Source organism: Corynebacterium gottingense, assembly GCF_002285125.1.
In the GTDB taxonomy this organism is placed as follows: domain Bacteria; phylum Actinomycetota; class Actinomycetes; order Mycobacteriales; family Mycobacteriaceae; genus Corynebacterium; species Corynebacterium gottingense.
The window spans coordinates 76,876-90,628 of record NZ_NSGN01000006.1 but is presented as its reverse complement, the minus strand read 5'-3'; the positions used below and the strand labels follow the sequence as shown (position 1 = coordinate 90,628).

At 65.7% G+C, this 13,753-nt stretch carries 12 protein-coding genes; 10 read left to right on the top strand and 2 right to left on the bottom strand.

Going from position 1 to position 13,753, the window contains the following annotated elements:
• Nucleotides 1-125: 125 nt before the first annotated feature.
• The gene (locus CKJ82_RS07165; protein WP_095537600.1) at nt 126-3,305 is read left to right on the top strand and encodes an alkaline phosphatase; all 3,180 of its coding nucleotides are present in this window, start codon (nt 126-128) and stop codon (nt 3,303-3,305) included.
• A gap of 7 nt (nt 3,306-3,312) precedes the next feature.
• Here the strand turns inward: CKJ82_RS07165 and CKJ82_RS07160 are convergent, their stop codons facing one another.
• Together CKJ82_RS07160 and menE are read right to left on the bottom strand one after the other, a co-directional pair.
• Nucleotides 3,313-4,026 (bottom strand): hypothetical protein, encoded by a 714-nt coding sequence (locus CKJ82_RS07160; RefSeq protein WP_095537599.1) that lies wholly within the window; start codon nt 4,024-4,026, stop codon nt 3,313-3,315.
• 89 nt (nt 4,027-4,115) lie between these two features.
• Entirely contained in the window at nt 4,116-5,264 is a 1,149-nt protein-coding gene (gene menE / locus CKJ82_RS07155) for an o-succinylbenzoate--CoA ligase (RefSeq protein ID WP_095537598.1), read from the bottom strand.
• 67 nt (nt 5,265-5,331) lie between these two features.
• Here menE and CKJ82_RS07150 point away from each other — a divergent pair, with 67 nt between their 5' ends.
• From CKJ82_RS07150 to CKJ82_RS07110, 9 genes are all read left to right on the top strand, one after another.
• A complete protein-coding gene (locus CKJ82_RS07150; protein ID WP_165765404.1) occupies nt 5,332-6,480 on the top strand; it encodes an ATP-binding protein in 1,149 nt (382 codons plus the stop codon).
• A gap of 9 nt (nt 6,481-6,489) precedes the next feature.
• Nucleotides 6,490-7,578, top strand: a complete 1,089-nt coding sequence (locus tag CKJ82_RS07145; protein WP_095537596.1) for a sensor histidine kinase — start codon at nt 6,490-6,492, stop codon at nt 7,576-7,578.
• Nucleotides 7,575-8,204, top strand: a complete 630-nt coding sequence (locus CKJ82_RS07140) for a response regulator (RefSeq protein ID WP_095275108.1) — start codon at nt 7,575-7,577, stop codon at nt 8,202-8,204. The genes CKJ82_RS07145 and CKJ82_RS07140 overlap by 4 nt, the downstream gene beginning before the upstream one ends.
• A 75-nt stretch (nt 8,205-8,279) precedes the next feature.
• Nucleotides 8,280-8,990: an ATP-binding cassette domain-containing protein gene (locus tag CKJ82_RS07135; RefSeq protein WP_095537595.1), complete on the top strand. Its 711-nt coding sequence runs from the start codon at nt 8,280-8,282 to the stop codon at nt 8,988-8,990.
• The gene (locus CKJ82_RS07130; protein ID WP_095537594.1) at nt 8,987-10,408 is read left to right on the top strand and encodes an ABC-2 family transporter permease; all 1,422 of its coding nucleotides are present in this window, start codon (nt 8,987-8,989) and stop codon (nt 10,406-10,408) included. The genes CKJ82_RS07135 and CKJ82_RS07130 overlap by 4 nt, the downstream gene beginning before the upstream one ends.
• 137 nt (nt 10,409-10,545) lie before the next feature.
• Nucleotides 10,546-10,749, top strand: coding sequence for a hypothetical protein (locus tag CKJ82_RS07125; RefSeq protein WP_133064039.1), 204 nt, complete (start codon nt 10,546-10,548; stop codon nt 10,747-10,749).
• A gap of 6 nt (nt 10,750-10,755) precedes the next feature.
• On the top strand, nt 10,756-11,295 hold the full coding sequence (locus CKJ82_RS07120) for a PepSY domain-containing protein (protein ID WP_095537592.1): 540 nt from the start codon (nt 10,756-10,758) through the stop codon (nt 11,293-11,295).
• A gap of 609 nt (nt 11,296-11,904) precedes the next feature.
• A complete protein-coding gene (locus CKJ82_RS07115) occupies nt 11,905-13,266 on the top strand; it encodes an AAA family ATPase (protein ID WP_095537591.1) in 1,362 nt (453 codons plus the stop codon).
• A gap of 1 nt (nt 13,267) precedes the next feature.
• A complete protein-coding gene (locus CKJ82_RS07110; RefSeq protein ID WP_095537590.1) occupies nt 13,268-13,753 on the top strand; it encodes a hypothetical protein in 486 nt (161 codons plus the stop codon).

Genomic DNA, 13,753 nt, shown 5'->3' with positions numbered 1-13,753 from the left:
ACTGCATTTTTGTAGTCACCTAAAGTTCATCTGGGTTTTCCGTATTGGAAATTTGCTGAATTTATGATGTGTGGCGGTTGAACAACCACCCACTTTTCTTGGCTTTTCATGTGAAGGAACCCCACATGCGTATTCCGTTTAGAACACTGACCGCCGTGGTCAGCGCTTCCGCGCTGGCCCTGGCGAGTCTCCCCACAGCCTCCGCCGCACCGGCGGAGCAGAACTTTAACGGCAAAGAGTCCTGTGTGACCCTTGACGCCGAAGGCAACTTGGTGCAGGTCCCACAGCCGGGGGATTGTACCCAGTTTGGCAAGGGCGGGCAGGGCAACACCGACGCCCAGGCGCGCAACGTGATTTTCATCCTGGGCGATGGCATGGGCCACCAGGAGATCACCGCAGCGCGTAACTACCTCAAGGGCGCGAACGGTCGCTTCGAGGGCCTGGACGAGCTGACGGCTTCAGGTGCGTACACCACCTTCGCCGTCTCCCAGGAGGGCAAGCGCCAGTACGTGACCGACTCGGCGGCTTCTGCCACCGGCTGGTCCACCGGCACGAAGACCTACAACGGTGCGCTCTCTGTCGACGTGGCGGGCACACCGCACGAGAACCTGATCGAGATGGCGAAGAACGCCGGCATGCGCACCGGCAACGTCTCCACCGCCGAGATCCAGGACGCCACCCCGGGCGCGCTGCACTCGCACATTTCTCAGCGCGGCTACTACGCGCCGTCGGGCGACAAGAAGGTCGTGCAGGGCAAGGAGGCGCGTGAGAACGGCGGCCTGGGCTCGATCTCCGAGCAGATCATCGACACCCGCGCGGACCTCACCCTTGGTGGCGGCCGCAAGTACTTCGACACCGAGGTGCAGGCGGGCGGCGAGAACCGTAACCCCTTCCTCACCGAGAAGCACGACGGCGGCGCGGAGTGGGAAGCCGGCAAGACTGTGCGCGAGAACGCAGAGGCCAAGGGCTACACCATCGTCGATGACGAGGCTGGCCTCGACGCGGTCACCGTGGCTAACCAGGACGCGCCGGTCCTCGGCCTGTTCAACGACGGCAACATGACCCGCCGCTACGAGCAGACCGTCCCGGGCAACGCCACCGACAAGGAGCCGGAGACCTGCACCCCGCAGGACACCGGCAACGAGCCGACCGCGGCGGAGATGACGAAGAAGGCAATCGAGCTTCTCGACGACCCCTCGTCAGACAAGGGCTTCTTCCTCCAGGTGGAGTCCGCCTCTATCGACAAGGCGGACCACGCCGCTGACGCCTGCGGCATGATCGGTGAGACCGAGCAGATCGACGAGGTCATCAAGGAAGCCCTCGACTTTGCTAAGAAGGACAAGGACACCCTCATCGTGGTCACGGCTGACCACGCACACACCGCAGAGATCGTGCCGGACGGCCGTCCGTCGGTATCTGCAGTGACCCGTCTGAAGTCGCAGAAGGACGGCGGCGCGGTGATGTCCGTCGGCTTCGGCACCCAGCCGTGGTCCATCAATGAAAGCGGCGAGCTGGAAACCAAGTCGATGATGCACACCGGCACCCAGGTGCGCATCGCTGGCTTCGGCCCGGGCTCCGAGAACGTCAACGGTCAGCTCGACCAGACTGACGCTTTCTACGTCATGGCGAACGCGCTCGGCCTCAACGGCGGCACCGAGGGCGGTCAGGATCCGTGGGAGATCAACAAGGGCAACAAGGTCATGTCGCTGGCTACCCGCTCCAAGGCGAAGCCGGGCGACCAACTGTGCTACCTCGTCTCTGAAGGTGCCGCACCGAAGGTCGGCGACTGCGCCCAGTTCGGCACCGCCGGCCAGGGCATTGATAACGCGAAGGCGAAGAACGTCGTGCTGCTGATTGGCGACGGCACGGGCGACTCCGAAATCACCGCTGCCCGCAACTACCTGAAGGGCTCCGCGGGCCGCTTCGACGGCCTGGACAACCTGGACTACACCGGCTACCTGACCACCTTCTCCCTGGACAAGGAGACCGGCCTGCCGAACTACGTCCCGGATTCCGCCGCGACCGGCACCGCCTGGAACTCTGGCGTGAAGGCCTACAACGGCGCGATTGGCGTCGATAGCAAGGGCAAGCCGGTTGCCACCCTCGGCGAGCTGGCCAAGGCGAAGGGCATGAAGATCGGTAACGTCTCCACTGCGGAGATCCAGGACGCCACCCCGGCGGCCTTTGCCGCACACGCGCTCGACCGCTCCTACTACGCGCCTTCCGGCGATAAGAAGGTGGCGCAGGGCGAGCAGCTGCGCCAGAACGGCGGCCTCGGCTCCATCTCGGAGCAGATCGTCGACCTGCGCGCCGACGTCACCCTCGGCGGCGGCATGAAGTACTTCAACACCGAGGTCGTTCAGGGCGGTCAGTGGGGCGAGAACGGCAATACCTGGACCGCAGGCAAGACGGTGCTGGAGAACGCGAAGGACAACGGCTACCAGGTCGCGACCAATCTTTCCGAGCTCAACGCCGTTGACAAGGCGGACGCAGAAAAGCCGGTGCTGGGCCTGTTCTCCGAGGGCAACATGCCGCGTACGCTGAACCAGTCCATCCCCACCACCGACGGTGGCGATATGGATCCGGCGACGTGTGTGGCAAACCCGGAGTTCACCGCGGAGACCCCGCGTCTGGCGGACATGACCACCAAGGCGCTTGAGCTGCTGCAAAACGACAAGGGCTTCCTTCTCCAGGTCGAGTCCGCCTCCCCGGATAAGGCCGACCACGCCGCTGACGCCTGCGGCCTGATCGGCGAGGTCGGCCAGCTCGACGAGGCCGTCCAGGCCGTGCAGCAGTGGGCGGACAAGACCGGTGAGGAAACCCTCATCGTCGCTACTGCGGACCACGCGCACACCGCGCAGATCATCTACGAGGACAGCAACACCGCTGGCCGCGTGACCCAGCTGACCACGGCCGAAGGCTCCACCATGGCGGTCAACTTCGCCACCTCTAAGACCAACGAGGACGAGGACGCCCTCGGCGGCCAGCAGCACACCGGTGCCCAGCTGCGCGTCGCAGCTTCCGGCCCGGGTGCGGCCAACCTGACCGGCCAGATCGACCAGACTGACCTCTTCTTCGCCAGCCTTAACGCGCTCGGCATCGACCCGATCAACCACGACCTCACCTTCGAGAACAAGATGAAGCAGGTCGACGAGCAGCCGGGTACCACCACTGGCTCCTCTGCAGAGTCTCCGTGGCTGATCGCCGTGCTGACCATCGCGGGCCTGGCGGGCCTGCTGTCCCTGATCGCCCTGCTGCTGCCGCAGCAGGTAGATAAGGCGCTCGGCCCGATCTCCAAGCTCTAAGCGCTACTTACTTGCCCACCATCGGCAGCTTCGGCAGCTTCAGTCCGAGCTGTGGCAGGGCAAGCAGCCCGAGCAGCGCCAACAGCGCTGCGACGACCCCACCGATGATGGCTGGAACGTTCAGATCTGGCTTCGCGGTGGGGTAATCCACATTCGCCTGGGTGCCCTTGGCGCAGGCTGCGGCAGCGGCCACGTCGGCGTCGCTAAGCTGCATTTGCTTCACAGCGACCCTCCCGGCAGGCGTGGTGGACCAGGCGTCGTACAGTGCGGCGTCGCTCTTTGCGACTGCGAACGGCAGCTCGACGGGCTTCGTGTCGGAGCCGACGTGCCAGGAGTCCGTGTTGATGTCCTCGAGCGTGCGCTCTGTCGTCGGCTGGGTCTCCTTCAGCGTCTTCTGCGCGGTCGCGTACTTCTCAGCGAGCTGGGCAGGCAGCACCTTGGTCAGGTCCGCCTCCTCGCCCTTGAGCGCCTTCTCGTTCTCCGCGATGACGCCGGGGTACACCGACTCGATCGCGGCGATGAGGTCGCGGGCTTGTTCGTGCTCGCCGATGGCCTTGGACTCGTCGAAAAGCGAGGAGATGAACTGCTTCTCTCCGGCCTTGAGCGTGACGGCGCAGGTGCCTTCCTTGTCCTTCGAGGCGACGGTTGCGGCGTGGGCGGGTGCGGCGAACGCGGAAAGCGCGATTGCCGACGCCGCGACGCAAGCGGTGAGACGATTCATGGTGTCCTCCTTGTTTGAAGGATGGGTATGTACAACCCAAAGTGTGAAGGACACCGTGTTGCGAGAGCGTAAACGTTGAAGGCTGAAGGCTAGTTCCCGCCAAACATTTCCCCCACCGCAGCGCGGTCGACTTTGCCGGGGCCGAGTTGGGGGAGGGCGGGCACGGGGCGTAGTTCCTTCGGCACCTGCCAGCGGGGCAAGTCCTCAAATGCATCCATGAGCTCGGCGACCTCGGCGGAGCCGGTGTAGGCGGCGCAGATGCGCTGGCCGAAGCGCTCGTCGGCAACGCCCACGACGCAGGCGGCGGTCACGCCCGGTTGGGCGAGCAGGAAACGCTCGAGTACTTCGGGTTGCAGCTTGAAGCCGCCGGAGGAGATCACGTTGTCGAGGCGACCCTGCACGGTGAGTACGCCTGAGTCGATGTGGCCCGCGTCCGAGGTAGTGAACCAGCGCTGCCCGGAGTCGTCGGTGGAAAACGGGTCGGGCTCCACAGGCCCCCGGTAGCCCTTGGCCACCATCGGGCCTCCGAGGACGACGCGGCCCCCATCAATGCGTACTCGCGCCCCTGCGATGGGCACGCCGTCGTAGACGCAGCCGCCCGCGGTTTCCGAGGAGCCGTAGGTGGTGACCACGTTGATACGGAGTTTCTTCGCGGAGTCGAGGAGGCGTGGGTTGGTGGCGGCACCGCCGACGAGGACGGCGGTGAAGCGTTGTAAAGCATCGATGCCCTGCAGACTCGAGGTGGCCTTGGCCAGCTGATGGGGCGACAGCGCGGTGTAGCAGCGCTCGCCGGTGGCTGCGAGCTCCTCGGCGCGCTCGGCGAACTCCGCGATGCTGAAGCCGCGCGAAAGGTCCAGGTAGGCGGGCTCGACGCCGGCGACCATGCTGCGCACCAGCACCTGGATGCCCGCGATGTAGGCCGCAGGCATGGCGAGCAACCACTGGCCCTGGCCGCCGAGCGCCTGGTGGGTCGCGTCCGCGCTGGAAATCAGGTTCGCGGGCGTGAGCATCGCGCCCTTGGGGCGACCCGTGGACCCGGAGGTGGCGACGACGAGCGCCACATCGTCGTCGATGGGGCGGCCGACGCCCTGCGTGTTCCGCAGCAGGTCCGTGCGCGTCGGGTCGTCGGCGGGCACCGGCAGGAGCGCGCGCTGGCCGGTCAGCGCCTCCTCGAGTGCGGGCATGATGGCCAGCGGGTTCGCGGGGTCGACGGGGAGGATCTCAAGGCGGTTGGTCACGGATTTAGCCTAGCAGTGCTTATGTTGCTTTATGATTCCGCGATTCATAAAGAGGTATAAAGGAAGCATGCAGCCCAGCCCCTATACCCCAGGCGAGATCGCCCCCGAAGTCTTCGGCCGCGAGCAGATCCTCGAGGACATCCGCCGTGACCTCGCCTTCATTATCGTCGAGCCCCGCTTTGTCGGCCGCATCCAAGTCTTCGCAGGCCCGCGCGGCGTCGGCAAAACCAGCCTCTTGCGCGCCGCGCAGGCCGACGCCGCGGCAAAGGGCTTTGACACCCTGTGGGTCACCGCGGGCGACGGGCCGCTGCTCGCCTCGCTCGTCGAGGCGCTCGAAGAGGTCTCCAGCACGTGGCAAGGCTCGCTTGTCGACGCCCTGCGATCCCTCATCTCCTCCGCAAAAGTCGAGGTCGCAGGTGTGTCCGTGAGCGGGACCGCTCCGCACAGAAGCTCGGAGACGGGCAGCCACGGCCGCCGGCTGCAAAAGCTGCTCGCCGCAGCGGGGCGCGCGGCACGCTCCCGGTCACGCGGCCTCGTGCTGTTTATTGATGAGATCCAAAGCGCCGACGCAGACGGAATCAAGGCGCTCGCCTACGCCTGGCAGCACATGCAGTCAGAGCAGCGAGACCTGCCCATGGCCGCGTACACCGCCGGGCTGAGCCACACCCAGGACGTGGTCACCGACGCGGTAAGTTTCGCCGAGCGGTTCGCGTACCAGCACCTGCACAACCTCACACGCGAGCAGGCCGCGGACGCGCTGCGCAGCCTCGCCGCCGCCAAGGGGGTGCGCTGGTCCGACGACGCGCTCGAGGCCGCGCTCGGATTCGCGGGCGGCTACCCCTATTTCATGCAGGTAATCGGCGACGAGACATGGCGCGCTGCCGGCTTCCCCGGGCCCGGCACCGTGCTGGAAGTACCCCAAGTAGAGGCGGCTGGGCGAGGGTTCGACCAGATGCGCCAGACCTTCTTCCGCGCCCGCTGGAAGAAGGCCACCCCCGCTGAGGCGCGGATGCTGCGCGCCATGGCCACCGCGAGCGAGGGCAGCGCGGATGGGCCCGTGAAGCGCAGCGCGATCGCCGAGGCGATGGGGCGCGACTCCAACGACCTGAGCATGGCGCGACGCTCCCTGCTGGACAAGGGGCTTATCGACACCTCCAGCCACGGCTACCTGGAGTTCACCGCGCCGGGCTTCGCCGAGTTCGTCCGGGGGTTGTAAACGGTGAGGATGCGTACGGTCGACCTGGTCCTCGCCGGCCTTGCTGCGATGCTGGCGCTGGTGTACACCGCCGGCGCGTGCGCGGAGCCGAGCGACGCATCCGGGTGGGTGCAGGCCCTGCTGTCCTGGGGGTTCGTGGCGGCGTTCGGGGTGGTGACTTTGCGGGCGAAGTGGGCGTCGATAAGCATGATTGCCCTGAATGTGGCCTGGTCTGCGGTGTGGATCCTTGCGCCGGTCAACCTGGGCTACACCCTCTGGGTGCTGGCAGTGCCCGTTGCGGTGTTTGTGTCGCGCAGGTTCGCGGGCGGGCGCTTCGGCGCGGGTGTGCTTGCCGCGGCGATGGTGTGGGCGCTGGCCTCGCCGTTTATGTGGGCGTGGGACGAGCGCTTCGTTCTGTTCTACCGCTCAGGGGTGGACGCGGTACTCGCGCTCGCTGCGCACTGGGCGGTGCTCGCCGTGGCGTACCTGCTGGGCGCGAACCTGGCGCGGGAGGAGGCAGGAAGGCGCGAGCGGCTGCGCGTGGCGCGCGAGCAGGAGCGACTGGCCATCGCCGGCGACATCCACGACCTCCTCGGGCACACGCTCACGCTGATCCGGGTGCAGGCGAACGCGGGGCTCGCGGCCGGCGACGAGCGCGCGGCGCTGAAACAGATCAGCGCGGAGGCGGGCGAGGCGCTCACGGACATCCGCCGGCTTGTGCGCGGCCTGCGCGACGGTGGCAGCGGGGTGGAGCCAACCGCCGGTGTGGAGGAGCTGCCTGAGCTGGTGCAACGCTTTCGGGACGCGGGGGTGCGCGTCAGGTACGAGGGCGGCGCGCTGCCGCAGGTGCCCGCCGTGAGCAGCCTGGCCGCCCACCGCATCGTCGCCGAGGCCGTGGCCAACGCCGCGCGCCACCAGGAGGACCCGGACGTGCGCGTGCGGGTGGAGGCGGCAGACCGGCTCGCCGTGACCGTCGCGTCGACCGGGCCGATCCGCCCCCGCCCCGGCGCGGGCACCGGACTGGAGGGCTGTCGCGAGCGCGCCGCCAGCGCGGGCGGCACGCTGTCGACCGAGCAGCGCGGGGACACCTTTATCGTGCGCGCGGAGCTGGGCCGATGATTCGCATTTTGCTTGCCGACGACCAACCGCTCCTCCTTTCCGCCCTGTCCACCATCCTCGCGGCGCAGCCGGACTTGGAGGTCGTGGCCACCGCGAAGGACGGGGCGCAGGCGGTGGAGCGGGCGCGGGCGCACCGCATCGACGTGGCGGTGCTGGACATCCGCATGCCGGTGCTCGACGGCATCGCCGCCGCCGCGCAGATCCTCCCGCTCGGCGCGCGGGTGATCATGCTCACCACGTTTGACGACGACGCCTTAATCCAGTCCGCCATCGACGCCGGCGTCCACGGCTTCCTGCTCAAGGACGCGGACCCGGACGTGCTCGCGGACGCGGTGCGCACCGTCGCGCGCGGCGAGTCCGTCCTGGCCAGCGGGGTGACGGGGCGCGTCATGGAGTGGGTGCGTGGCGGCACCCCGCAGGACCGGTCGGTGCTCGAGGGGCTCACGGCGCGCGAGCTGGACGTGCTCGCCGAGGTCGGCCGCGGGGCCACCAACGCCGAGATCGCGCAGCGGCTCTTCATCGCCGAAACCACCGTGAAAACGCACGTGTCCAGCCTGCTGTCCAAGCTGGGCGCGCGCGACCGGATCGCGCTCGTGCTCATCGCGCAGCGCGCCGGGATCTCCTGATCTCCTCCCACGGGAGGAGCGCAGTTCCGCCCGCGGGGCGATGTGGCGCGCCGGGCTGGTGGCGAGGATTGGGGTATGACTTCACCACAGCTGGCCTGCGAGGGCGTGACCGTGTCCTACGGCGCCCACCGCGTGCTCACCGACGTCTCCCTGCACACCACCCCCGGCCGCGTCCACGCGCTGCTCGGGCCCAACGGGGCTGGCAAGTCCACGCTCATGAAGGTCCTGCTCGGGCTCCTCGCGCCTGAGGACGGCGAGGTCACGCTCATGGGCCAGCCTTTTGCACGGGCAAACCTGCGCCACGTGGGCGCCTCCATCAACGACCCCGCCTTCTACGGCCACTTAAGTGCCCGCAACAACTTGCGCGTGCACACCACGCTGCTCGGCCTGCCGGATTCCGAGGCGGATCGCGTCCTCCAACTCGTGGGGCTACAGGACGCGGGCAAGAAGAAAGCGGGCGCGTTTTCCACCGGCATGAAGGGCCGGTTGGCGCTCGCGCAGGCCCTGCTCGGCGAGCCCGAGGTGCTCATTCTCGACGAACCCCAGAACGGACTCGACCCCGAGGGCATCGCCCACCTGCGCGCCTACCTGCGCGAATATGCCGCCGCGGGGCGCACCGTGCTGGTCAGCTCCCACCAGCTTGGCGAGGTCGTGCATATGGCTGACGACGCCACCGTCATCGCCGGCGGCAGCGTGCGCTTCGCCGGTCAGCTTGCGCAGCTGGGGCCGAACCTGGAGGAGTCCTTCTTCCGGCTCACCACCGGCGGGAACGGGGGAGCGCAGTGAATTACCTGCACGCTGAATGGATCCGCTCGCGCGGCTCGACCCTGTGGTGGCTTGCCGGGGCGGGCCTGCTGCTCGGGGGCGTGTTCGCGGCGTTCTCGCTCGTCGGCCGGGTGGAGACGGCACGCGACCTGATGAACTGGCAGGGGCTCCTCGTCACCGCCCTCGCCGCACCCATTGCGGCCCTGTTCGCCGGCGTAGTTGAGACCCGCGAGCGTTCGTCGCGCTCGGGCGGGACCGACTGGCGGCCGGTGGACCCCCGCTGCGTGCGGGCGGCACGCCTCGCCGTGGTGTGGGCCGCACTCGGTGCGTTCTGCCTCGCGGACTTCGGCGTGAACTGGCTGGCCGCAGTCGTTTTTAGGCTCGACGGCGCGGGGGCGGTGCTCGCTGCCGGCGCTGCCGCCTGGGTGGGCATGTGCGGCGTGGCGGGCGTGGCCGCCGCGCTGGTGCGCCGGGGCGGGATGCTACCCACATTGGTGGCGGCGATGGCGTACCAGGTCGAGCTCGGCTACTTCTGCGACCGCGTCTGGTGGTGGGCCAACCCCGCCGCCTGGCCGCTGCGTCTCGAGCTTCCGCTCATGGGGCTGCAATTCAACCTGCTGCCGTTGGAACCCGGATCGGCCCTGGACCGGCAGTCGCCCTGGGCGCCACTCGCGCTGTGCCTCCTGCTTGCCGCCTTCGGTGCGGCGTGCGCGGTGTGGACGGAGCCGCGCCGGGAGCGCCGGCGTCGCACGACCGCACACGTCGTGGCCGCACCGCGCCCGGCGGGGGCTGCGGTGCCACGCCCGGCGCGGGTGGGATTCGTTGCAGCGCTCCGGGGTGTGTACGGGGCGGGGCGGGTGGCGTCGCTAAGCGTGCTGCTCCTGCTCACCGCGCTGGTGATGCTGGTGGCGATGCGATACCCCGTCGATGTGCGGCGCGCGCTGGAGACCTACCTCATCCTGCCGGTCGGCGCGGGGGTGCTGCCCACCCTGGTGTGGCCGAGGCTGCGGCCCGCGTGGCAGCTCATGCGCGTCGAGCACCCGGGCGTGGGCGCCGCGCTGCGGGTGTGGACGTGCGGCGTGGTCGCGCTCGTGGTGGTGTTCGGGGCGCTGACCAGCGGGGTTGGGGGAGTTGGGTGTGCTATCGCACTGCTGACGACGAGTACGCTCGCGCTGACCGCGCTGCATATTACTGTGCGGTTCGGCGTCGCGTGGACGCTTGCGGCGACGCTGGTGTGGACCGTGTTGTCCGTGACGATTGGTGGCGACGTACTAGCGGGCAGCTGGCTGTGGGTGCTCGCCGTGCCGGCCTGGGCGGAGACCGCGACGACCCCGCTGCGCGCGGCGGTGGCGCTGGGCGGCGGGGTGCTGCTGGCGGCGGGGGCGTGGGCTGCGGCGGGGAGGGCGTTGGCGGGTCAGCGGGCTTTTTTGGCTCGGTGATACAAAAAGACGGGTTGCGTTGGGGGGTAAGGGAGAGCTCAGGCTAGCAGGGGAAATAGCGATAGTTTACCCCGTTGGAACGGGGAATGTGACGTGCGACTACTTAGCGTCAATGACGATCAATCGAAAGTATCAATATGACAGCACCGCCAAAACCGGTGACGCTGGACCCTGCGGAGGCACCGGAGGCTCCGAGCGTGCAGCACTCACCGAGAAGCGGGCTCCCCGTCTTCGTCCGCCGTATCCACTACGCAGAGCTCTTCGTCGCTCCCTTCATCCTCGTCGCTGCTATCAGCGTCGGCCTCTACGCGCTCGCTCACACAATGGAGAACGTTTTCTAGCGTGACGTGCTCACCGTCGAGGCGCAAGAAACTTTCAAGCCCCTTGCCGGCCAGGTTGCCGTCACGCAGGCTTCACATTCCGAGATGGAGGTCGCGCAGGTCTGGCCGTCTTCGACCCCAATGGAGCCGCCGCGCGTGCTGCTTATCGACGATTCGATTGCGGACAACGACGAGCCGAGCTACTCGAGCTTGGGTGAGCTGCCCATGTGCCTCTGGATTTCCGCGCTGCACAAGAATCTCCACCTGGGTGCGCCCAGTGAGCTGTACTCGGAGCTGGCGGCTAGCTGGCTGTCGATCGTTGCGCTTGGTGGGTGTTACCTGTGGTGGCGCACCGTCAGCAAGAAGGTGTTCACTGGTCTGGGCAAGACTGCGGGCAAGCGTCGCTGTGTGCTGAACCTGCACGGCGTCGTTGGCATCTGGTTGCTTGTCGGAATGCTCGCCCTTTCCGCAACCGGTATCTCCTGGTCTCTGTTCGCGGGGCATAACGCGGACAGAGACCGTCGAATGGCTTGGCGGCGACGCGGAGCCAATCGAGACCACGATTAGCATCTCTCCGGGGTGACCAGCAAGTTGCCGAGCAATTCGCTGTTGTCCTGGACACTGCCCGTGCCGAAGAGCTGACCGGCCAGCTGCGTCTGCTCATCCCGGCGGACACCTCGTAGGCGCGGCAGGCCAGCGAGTGCTGGACCCCGGCCACATTACCTCGGACGCGGTGAGTGTCAACGGGGCAAATGGCGAAGTGGTGGACAGACTGCCGTTGTCTGAGCTCCCGCTGTTCTCTAAGCTCTCGTCGTGGTGTGATGTTCGGCCTGCCATTCCGGCTCGTGCTCTTCGCCCTGGACATGGGGATCTGCGCCATGATTGGCATGGCTACATGCTGCGGTGGTGTCGCCGCCCAACGAAAGGTGCGATCGCAGGCGTGCCCGACCGGGCAGACCGACCGGTACCGACTGGGCTGTGCTTACAGTGTTCACCGTTCCCCGCCGGGGCGTTCCTGCCGCTGTTCGGGTGAGGTTCGGGGCATGTTGGTGGCAGATCGCCTGCTGACAAAGGGCTGGGGCGCGTCGTAGTCTTCCACGCCTAATTGTCCGATTCTTGAAGGCCGATTCCACTATGCTTTTAACGGAAATAGCCTGAAGGAAAGGAGACTGGACGTTGAGTGCAGATGCGGCGCATCTCAGTGAGCTACGTTTAGGCGCTTTCAAGTCGTTCCATGATGCTGTGGTGCCTATCCGGCATGTGACATTTCTGACGGGTCTGAACAGTTCCGGTAAATCGAACGTCTTGGACGGGCTTGAAGTGCTCGCCCGACTTGCAACAGGCCTAGACATGGTTGAGGCACTGGATGGGGCTGGATCCATTCGAGGGCCAGTGCGCGGAGGATCCCGGGGGTGTGCGCCCCATGGGGCAAAGAGTTTCTCTATTGGCTGCACAGTTGTGAATCCGGCGACTAACGATCAGTACGTTTACGACGTTGAGGTCCAGGTGGAGCCCGAACTTCGGCTGGTATCTGAGAAGCTGACGGGGCCGGGCCTAAGCGTAAAAAGCGGCACGAAATCACCGAGTGCAAGCTTGTTTCAGACGAAAAAACAAGAGAATACCGCTGCGTTTATTACCGCAGAGGTTTTCAATGGCAAACGAGGCGCAGATCCGAGCATCCATTTCCGCGATACCAGGTTGATCCTCGCGCAAATCCTGCAAACTCTGCCTGGTTCCAACCGAGCTGAGAAATCGGTCATTGAAGCAGCAGAGACTGTGCGGGGGGTGCTGCAGTCTGTGTACCACCTCGACCCAGTTCCTTCTCTGATGCGAAACTACGTCCCCAAGGGGAACGATGAGTTGAGACGGACCGGCGAAAATCTTTCAGCCACGCTTTGGCAAGTCAAACAGAATACGCCCGAGAGCTTTGCGGAAATCGAGCAGCTCGTGAGCGACGTCGCCGGAAAGAATATTCAGGGATTGAAATTCTCCAGTTCTGATCTGGGTGACGTGATGCTCGCCTTGGATGAAAAAGCTTCGGGGCCGACACCCGCCAGAGAAATGAGCGACGGATTGTTGCGTTTTCTCGCAATTGCAACAGCGCTGAAGTCTCCGACGGACAACCTGGATGTGAACTTGCCGGTAGCTGCAGTCGGAAACGGGCCCAGTCCTGCAGTACAGCTGGTTATCGAGGAGATTGAGAATGGCCTACACCCATCGCAGGCGCAGCGTATCATCTCGCTACTCGCGGCAGCGGTGGCAGAGAAGGGGACGCAGTGCCTCGTGACAACTCACAGTACAGCGATCCTCGACGGTATCGAGGGCCGATTTAATGACAGTGTGCTCGTCTGCTTCCGCGATGAACAGACGGGACAAAGTCACGTGAGCCAGTTGCAAGATCTGCCCGACTACACCCGAGAGCTGTCGAAGCAGTCTCTTGGCAAGGCGGTTTCGGATGGCAAGCTCATCGATGATTCATCGACTGAAACACGCTTCGCGGATCTGAATGCATTATTCGGCATAAAAGGCGGGGCGTGAGATGTCCCGACGTGCGATTTTTATTGATACCAGTGTGCTGAGCAACCTCTTGCGCATACCGGGTAAGAACCAGGATATGGAGAAAGCGCAACGGGATTTTCTTGCCTTCCAGGAGGATAATGCGGTTCAGTTTGTGCTACCGGTGACGACTGTCATCGAGACAGGGAACCACATTGCCCAGATCAAAAATGGCGATATTCGGCGTGAAGTTGCTCAGCGATTCGGCAAAATGCTCGAGAGTATTTGTGAACGTGAAGCGCCATGGGTTCTGCACGACTTCGAGTGGGGAGAGTCGTTTCTTCGCTCTTTCCTCGACGGTGCCAATTCCCAAAGAACCTGGTACGACCTTGCTCAAGAGCAAGTCAGTGGGGGCGATCTGTCGATCCTGGTTGAAGCGAATATGTACCATAGTCGGTTGCAGATTGACTGTGAGATCTGGACTTATGACGCAAGGCTGAGGGCATACGCCCCCACCACAACTCCTTAA

Bases quoted from the DNA above. Each gene is read 5' to 3' on its own strand.
- CKJ82_RS07165 (WP_095537600.1), top strand. From the start codon at position 126: ATGCGTATTCCGTTTAGAACACTGACCGCCGTGGTCAGCGCTTCCGCG.
- CKJ82_RS07160 (WP_095537599.1), bottom strand. From the start codon at position 4,026: ATGAATCGTCTCACCGCTTGCGTCGCGGCGTCGGCAATCGCGCTTTCC.
- CKJ82_RS07150 (WP_165765404.1), top strand. From the start codon at position 5,332: ATGCAGCCCAGCCCCTATACCCCAGGCGAGATCGCCCCCGAAGTCTTC.
- CKJ82_RS07145 (WP_095537596.1), top strand. From the start codon at position 6,490: ATGCGTACGGTCGACCTGGTCCTCGCCGGCCTTGCTGCGATGCTGGCG.
- CKJ82_RS07140 (WP_095275108.1), top strand. From the start codon at position 7,575: ATGATTCGCATTTTGCTTGCCGACGACCAACCGCTCCTCCTTTCCGCC.
- CKJ82_RS07135 (WP_095537595.1), top strand. From the start codon at position 8,280: ATGACTTCACCACAGCTGGCCTGCGAGGGCGTGACCGTGTCCTACGGC.
- CKJ82_RS07125 (WP_133064039.1), top strand. From the start codon at position 10,546: ATGACAGCACCGCCAAAACCGGTGACGCTGGACCCTGCGGAGGCACCG.
- CKJ82_RS07110 (WP_095537590.1), top strand. From the start codon at position 13,268: ATGTCCCGACGTGCGATTTTTATTGATACCAGTGTGCTGAGCAACCTC.